The organism is Oscillatoria sp. HE19RPO, from assembly GCF_024220515.1.
GTDB lineage: Bacteria > Cyanobacteriota > Cyanobacteriia > Cyanobacteriales > Laspinemataceae > Laspinema.
In genome coordinates this window covers 1-5,875 of record NZ_JAMXOT010000114.1, presented here as the reverse complement: position 1 = coordinate 5,875, position 5,875 = coordinate 1, and the positions used below count along the sequence as shown (strand labels likewise).

General features: G+C 47.1%; 6 protein-coding genes and 1 tRNA gene. 3 read left to right on the top strand and 4 right to left on the bottom strand.

Going from position 1 to position 5,875, the window contains the following annotated elements; translation table 11 throughout:
- Window positions 1–741 precede the first annotated feature (741 nt).
- Together clpS and NG833_RS11285 are read left to right on the top strand one after the other, a co-directional pair.
- The gene (gene clpS / locus NG833_RS11290; protein WP_156824050.1) at window positions 742–1,035 is read left to right on the top strand and encodes an ATP-dependent Clp protease adapter ClpS; all 294 of its coding nucleotides are present in this window, start codon (window positions 742–744) and stop codon (window positions 1,033–1,035) included.
- A gap of 206 nt (window positions 1,036–1,241) precedes the next feature.
- Entirely contained in the window at window positions 1,242–1,538 is a 297-nt protein-coding gene (locus NG833_RS11285; RefSeq protein ID WP_015148445.1) for a DUF2103 domain-containing protein, read from the top strand.
- A gap of 86 nt (window positions 1,539–1,624) precedes the next feature.
- Here the strand turns inward: NG833_RS11285 and NG833_RS11280 are convergent, their stop codons facing one another.
- Window positions 1,625–2,173, bottom strand: a complete 549-nt coding sequence (locus tag NG833_RS11280; protein ID WP_254565387.1) for a helix-turn-helix domain-containing protein — start codon at window positions 2,171–2,173, stop codon at window positions 1,625–1,627.
- A 333-nt stretch (window positions 2,174–2,506) separates the two neighbouring features.
- On the opposite strand from NG833_RS11280, the gene xseB reads away from it, so the two are divergent.
- Window positions 2,507–2,767: an exodeoxyribonuclease VII small subunit gene (gene xseB / locus NG833_RS11275; protein ID WP_254565386.1), complete on the top strand. Its 261-nt coding sequence runs from the start codon at window positions 2,507–2,509 to the stop codon at window positions 2,765–2,767.
- 433 nt (window positions 2,768–3,200) lie between these two features.
- Here the strand turns inward: xseB and NG833_RS11270 are convergent, their stop codons facing one another.
- The 3 genes from NG833_RS11270 to NG833_RS11260 all read right to left on the bottom strand — a co-directional run bounded on the left by NG833_RS11270 (window position 3,201) and on the right by NG833_RS11260 (window position 5,583).
- Window positions 3,201–4,430: a DNA double-strand break repair nuclease NurA gene (locus NG833_RS11270; protein ID WP_254565385.1), complete on the bottom strand. Its 1,230-nt coding sequence runs from the start codon at window positions 4,428–4,430 to the stop codon at window positions 3,201–3,203.
- A 92-nt stretch (window positions 4,431–4,522) separates the two neighbouring features.
- Entirely contained in the window at window positions 4,523–5,302 is a 780-nt protein-coding gene (locus NG833_RS11265; RefSeq protein ID WP_375293902.1) for an HAD family hydrolase, read from the bottom strand.
- Between the two features lie 209 nt (window positions 5,303–5,511).
- Window positions 5,512–5,583: transfer RNA gene (locus NG833_RS11260), tRNA-Gln, on the bottom strand.
- Window positions 5,584–5,875 lie beyond the last annotated feature (292 nt).

The following is a 5,875-nucleotide window of genomic DNA, read 5'->3' as shown; positions in this document are numbered from 1 at the left end:
GCGACCGGGCGAATTGAACCGCCCTAACCTGTCAAAACAATCGAGAGTCGGAACGAATAAAAACGCTGACTGAGTTCAGGGAAAAGGTCGAACCCCTGATAAGTTGGACGAGCAACGGAAACCTCAGCAGCGGGTAGGACGGAATGTAATTATTCCCTTGGTAATCAGAACACAAAAAGTAAAGCAGTCCACCCCTACCTAGGACTCAGAAACCGGGTTTCTGCGACCATTGTTGCTAATTGCCTCGTGACGTGGCTTAAGCGCGTCACTCACTATGAGCGGCTCTGCCGCCTGCACCTATGATGACGAGTTGAAGCTGTGACAGGTACAATAGGCAGCTTAAACTGGCTACAACGATTTCGTAGTTGAATCGGCTATCCTGTTGAAGCCGTGACAGGTACAGTAGGCAGCTTAAACCCTTGTTTGGGGACTGGAGGCAGAGACAAATAACAAATTACAAATAACAAATTACAAATAACCAATGACAAATAACAAATGACAAAGCTTAAACCCTTGCTTGGGGACTGGAGGCTCTGCCGCCTGCACCTCTGGGGAAAGGGGGAGAGCCCTGAGAAGAGTTGATTTTTTGGAAGTCCCTATCGGGTTCCTTCCCACTCCATCGATTGATGATTGGACAGTTCCTTGTTAAACTAACTGAGAAACACTAAAGAACTATTATTGTTAACTTAATTCGGTAAGGCGAAGGCTATGACTAGGGGACTTTCAGTAAAGATTCGATCAATGGCGACAGCGCCGACTATTGCGCCGGACCAAGTTGGTCAAGTTACCCGACAACCGTATCCGAATTATAAGGTAATCGTGCTTAACGATGATTTTAATACGTTTCAGCACGTTTCCTCTTGCTTAATGAAGTACATTCCCAACATGACGAGCGATCTGGCTTGGGAACTCACCAATCAAGTTCACTTTGAAGGACAAGCCACGGTCTGGGTGGGTCCTTTAGAGCAAGCTGAATTGTACCATCAGCAACTCAGCCGCGCTGGATTGACGATGGCTCCTTTAGAAAAAGCCTAATCCTGTTACAAAAATCAGGCGTGCCAGCTTAGGGTTCACGATTAGGGGTAACCGTTTACCCTTAAGATGAACCAAGAGGTTGCATACTGTAAGCTACAGACGCGCAATTTCTCGTCTAGGGTATCCAAGCTGATTTCCAGGCTGTACCAGCCTCTGATTGGTTCCCCATTATCTTTGAAAATACTATTCTATTGGGTAAATATCTCATGGGAAAACCTTCTGGCGGTCGCTTGGTTCTAAATCACTCCACCCATATTCCCGGTTTAATCGCCATCCTGGAAAAGTTAACGGGTTGCCTCGGCATTCAAACCATTACTCCTGGGGTGATTGGTCGCGCCAAAGGTCACTGTCCCCAGATGAAGTTAAAAATATCGGTTCCTATTTTGGGCGGATATAAGGTGATTGCCAGACAGGGAAAAACGGTGCAAGAAGTCTTTATCATCACAGAATTAAGTCAACCGGACCTAGAAGGGGCGATCGCTTCATGCTTGGCAAAAAAATAGCCCAGGGGTCTGACTCGGCAAAACCCTATTCCCTCATAATTCGCTTTAAGGTCCGCTACTCCCTCTCCATTCATTAGAATTAACACTCAAAGGTTGGACATCGGTGACTTTTCCTCAGATCCCCAACCCACTTCTGCTGACTTCTGGGTGAACTGGCTGGCTTCTCCCTTCCCACTCTTTTTTATGATTCTTTTGGGGGTTTTACACCCTTTGATTGTGGCATTCAGTTTCTGATGCACGGCTCTATAAACCACATGATAACTCACTTCAACCCCACATTCTTCTTTTAACCAAGTTTGAATCTCTCCATAACTGGTAAATCCCTCATGTTCCTCCAAATATTGCTTTAATTTTCCCATCGCTGCTAAAGGAATAGTCGTGGTTTTACCCGGGCTTTTGTAGGGTTTGAGTAATCCCTCTAATCCCTCTTGTTTGTACTTCTGAAACCATCGATAAATGGTTGATGGGTCTCTGACCAGCACCGATGATAATTCTTGCAAAGTAGACAGGGTTCCGGTTTTCAGTAAGTACAAAGCTTGCAGTCTTTCCTTCATTTGTACACTGGTCTGTTTATCCAGCAGATGTTTCAGTTCTTCTGAAGATTCCTTAATTTCTAGCTTGAGAGTTCGTGCCATTTGTATAAGTTTCTTGCTTCAGTCCCATTCCGTTGATTTTATGGGTTAATTCCATGCAGAAATAGCATAATTTTTTTTTTAATTCTAGCCTAGCCTACCCAAACCGGATCGTCAAGAGGCCCCGAGAATCACGAGGCGTTATCAAATCTCAATTCAGCGCGAGAAATCGACGGTTCACTCTGGAAAATTGAGCATATATCACTAAATAATTGACCCTTTTTGTGATAAAATTCACCCACAACGGGTACAAAATTGGCCCTTTGCTCGCACTTCACCCAGGGATCTATTAAAATTAAGCTGATTTGATTAACAGTCCCTTCAGACAAACAGCAAATGAGCAATTCAGGGCGGGTTTCGACTTCTAAGAACAAGGGTTTTACCCCCGAACCAGACTGGAACTATGAGGCAACGGTGGCTCAAATTGAAGCGATCGTTGAGCGAGTCGAATCGGGGGAACTAGAATTAGCTGAGGTTTTCGACCAATTCACGACGGCAGTTGAGTATTTACGGCAGTGCGAATCGTTCCTCTCGCAACGACAGCAACAGGTGAATTTATTACTGGAAACTCTGGATGAGGGGAGTTTTGAGTTTTGAACGATGAGTGGGAAAGGATTTACACAATCTGTAACATCGAGGCCCAAATGTAGAGGCGATTCGCGAATCGCCTCTACATTTAGGGTGAATTCTTCAAATCTGTGTAATTCCTGTGGATACTTCTAGGGAACGCACTCCCTCTTCATCCTTCTCCTACGGAATCCGGTTGTCAAAGGTCTGTAAAAACCCGCACCCTAAAGGGTGGAGGCTCACAGGACGGAGCCTCTCCTGCGCGGGCTAAAAGCGAAAACCGACTTTTACCAAGGGGATTGCAAAATATAAATCCTCCAACCGTTCAACTGAAAGAAAGGTATCTGTCGGAGTAAATGCTTGCGCCCTGGGGCGTATGCAATACGCCCCTACATTGACGGTGCTATTCCGTTGAGCATTCACTACGAACGAACGTTTTGGAGGTTTTATTTTTTGTAATCCCCTAAGCAATACTGCCGCGTTTGCGGGTTTCTTTGTAGGAGGTCCCGACATTTTGCAATCCCGCTTTAATCATTTGTTGTTCGAGTAGAGCAAAGAACCGAGCCCGATCGCCTCCCCGAACCACTGCTTGATTGTGGGCCTCCGCTAACACCACGGGATAGCCATACCCTTTTTGCACTTGGGACAAAACCATACTTAACGCCATGTCTAACAAAGACGGATCTTTGGCAACCCAGGCAGGCATATCAATTCGAGCAATTTCTGGCCCTACATGAAGGTAACAGAAATAAACTTGATGTTCTGGAGGATATAAATCCAAAATCCGCGAACAACTGCGCCACAGGGGACTCCGTTGACCCGGTTCGAGTACAGAGGCCCATAATGTGGTATCCCGCAAGGGATCAAAGACTTGGCAGGGAGCTTTTTGGTCGTAGGGACGCAATACAGAATCTGCCTCGATGGGACAATGACTAAAACAGTCAGGATGAGGATGGGGACAGGCGGCTAATCTTAAGAAGCTGAGGGATTCGCTGCTGCGGGAAGCACTAATATATCCCACAATCGGGACCTTAACTTGCCGCATTTTTTCCCAAGCTTCTAAAATGGCTCCGAGGATGAGCTGACGCGCATCGGTGGGTAAGGGTTCGAGAAACCAGTAAATCAAGGCACCATCAACCATCCCTAAAATCGGCGCTTCTGGATGAGCAATTTGACCGCTGCCTGGGGTTCGCAAGGCAATGGCTAAATCCGCTAGGGCGATCGCCTCGGAAACCCCCCGTCGATACCCCATCCATTCTTCGGTTTTAATCCCCCATTGCCGAGAAATATATAAGTCCTCGGGTTTATAAAACACTTCCGGCAGACTATCTAACAGGGGGAGGCGACTTTGACCATAATGGAGAATCACTCGCCCGACATTAATTAAGTAACAGTAGGCAATTTCGTGGTGGGAGGGTGCAATCTGAGACCCATCCGTCGCCAGGACGGTTTGGACGTTGGGGGGGGTGGGGATGTAGGGGGTAAAGTCCAGGGGTTCAGCAGGAATAGCAACGGGAAATCCCATGCGATCGCGCCAGGTTTCTCTTTCCTGGATCAAATGCTCTTGCTCTCCCTGAGCTTTTTTCCGCAATTTTTGGGCGACTTCCAACCGCTGGCGGGATTGTTCCGCTTCTCTGGAAAGATGTTCGCTGATTCCCTGCATTTGCCTTGCGATTTTGGTCAGATCTAGCATCCGTTCCCCCTGGGTATAAAATAGCCCGTTGTTGCTTTTGCTGTATTTATTTTATAGCCCAGGGCCGGACCTTTTGATGATTGGGGACCGAGTTAAGGCCAAACGGAACAGTCTTGACCGAAGGTAGATAAGGACAAGAGTTCTATCCCGGAATTGTTCTGTGCTGCTGCGCGATCGCTGGGGGTATTATATCCCCAGTCTGCTAGATATAATTTGACTGCTGTCAGGTCCAGTTGTTTTTGGACGGATTCTAAGGTTTTTAAGCGGTCTTCTACAAACCAAATGGTTGGGGTTGGGGTGATTTTTCCCAGGAGTTCTCTGAGAATTTGGTGTTTGGGACGCTTGACATTTTTGCCAAATACGCAGTCTTCTGGGAGTTGGATGCCTTGTTGTTGCAGCAGCGATCGCACGAAGCGTTCTTCTTTGGTGGTGATGATCACCAGTTGCTGACTGGAGGCGAGGTAGCTTTGCAGGCGATCGATGACTCCCGGATAAAACCGATGCAAACTCAACCAGCCGGTGAGATCTTCGGCAATCCATTCATCCCGGACGCGATCGACGATCGCCGCTAACTCAGTCGGGTCTAATCCTTCAGCAGTAACGATTTGCGAACAAATTGCGGGCCAGTTTTCTAATATTTGGTCAGGGTTGGTTCCTAAAAGCAGCGATCGCACCAGGACTGGCATCTCCCATCCGGTTTCGATCGCCGGTCTGAGTTGATAAAATAAGGGCGCGATTTCTTCCGGGGGGAGGCGATCGGCATTCTGCCAGATTTGGCAATACGATCGCCACGTGGTTTGGAAATATTCGATTAATCCGTCACAAATGACGCCATCAAAATCAAGGGCTAGAATTGTCGGAGGGTTAGACACAATCAGATTTCAGGGTAGAGAATCTCCTTGCCAATTTTCCCACAAATGGCGGCAGGCTGTCAGAATTCATTCCAAAACAAAAGACCCACTTTTTAATAAAAAGTGGGTCTTTTGTTTAGACGCTTTCACACTGATAGCAGACGCCTTCATTCAGTGATTTTCTGAACTAAGCTATAAATCAGAACTCTGATTTATAGCGTTGTAGTCAACTGGGGCGGAAGGATTCGAACCTCCGGATGCCTGGACCAAAACCAGGTGCCTTACCGCTTGGCGACGCCCCATTTCTCTGACCTTAAACATACTAACAGATACCTCCCTGGTTTTGTCAACTGTTTTTATAAAATTTTTTTTCCAGGGGTCTTGGAGGAGATGGGGAAAATGTTTGTAGTAACGACTTCAGTCGTTACCGCGTGACTTGGCGTCAGCCAAGTCACGCACCCCTGTCTGGATCCTCTAGTCTCTTTATAGGTGCTTAGGGAACTCCAAAAAATAAACTCTCCAAAACGTTCGTTCGTAGTGATGGATCAACGGAGTAGCGCCGTCAATGTAGGGGCGCAATGCGCAGGCCCTCCG

Bases quoted from the DNA above. Each gene is read 5' to 3' on its own strand.
- clpS (WP_156824050.1), top strand. From the start codon at position 742: ATGGCGACAGCGCCGACTATTGCGCCGGACCAAGTTGGTCAAGTTACC.
- NG833_RS11285 (WP_015148445.1), top strand. From the start codon at position 1,242: ATGGGAAAACCTTCTGGCGGTCGCTTGGTTCTAAATCACTCCACCCAT.
- NG833_RS11280 (WP_254565387.1), bottom strand. From the start codon at position 2,173: ATGGCACGAACTCTCAAGCTAGAAATTAAGGAATCTTCAGAAGAACTG.
- xseB (WP_254565386.1), top strand. From the start codon at position 2,507: ATGAGCAATTCAGGGCGGGTTTCGACTTCTAAGAACAAGGGTTTTACC.
- NG833_RS11270 (WP_254565385.1), bottom strand. From the start codon at position 4,430: ATGCTAGATCTGACCAAAATCGCAAGGCAAATGCAGGGAATCAGCGAA.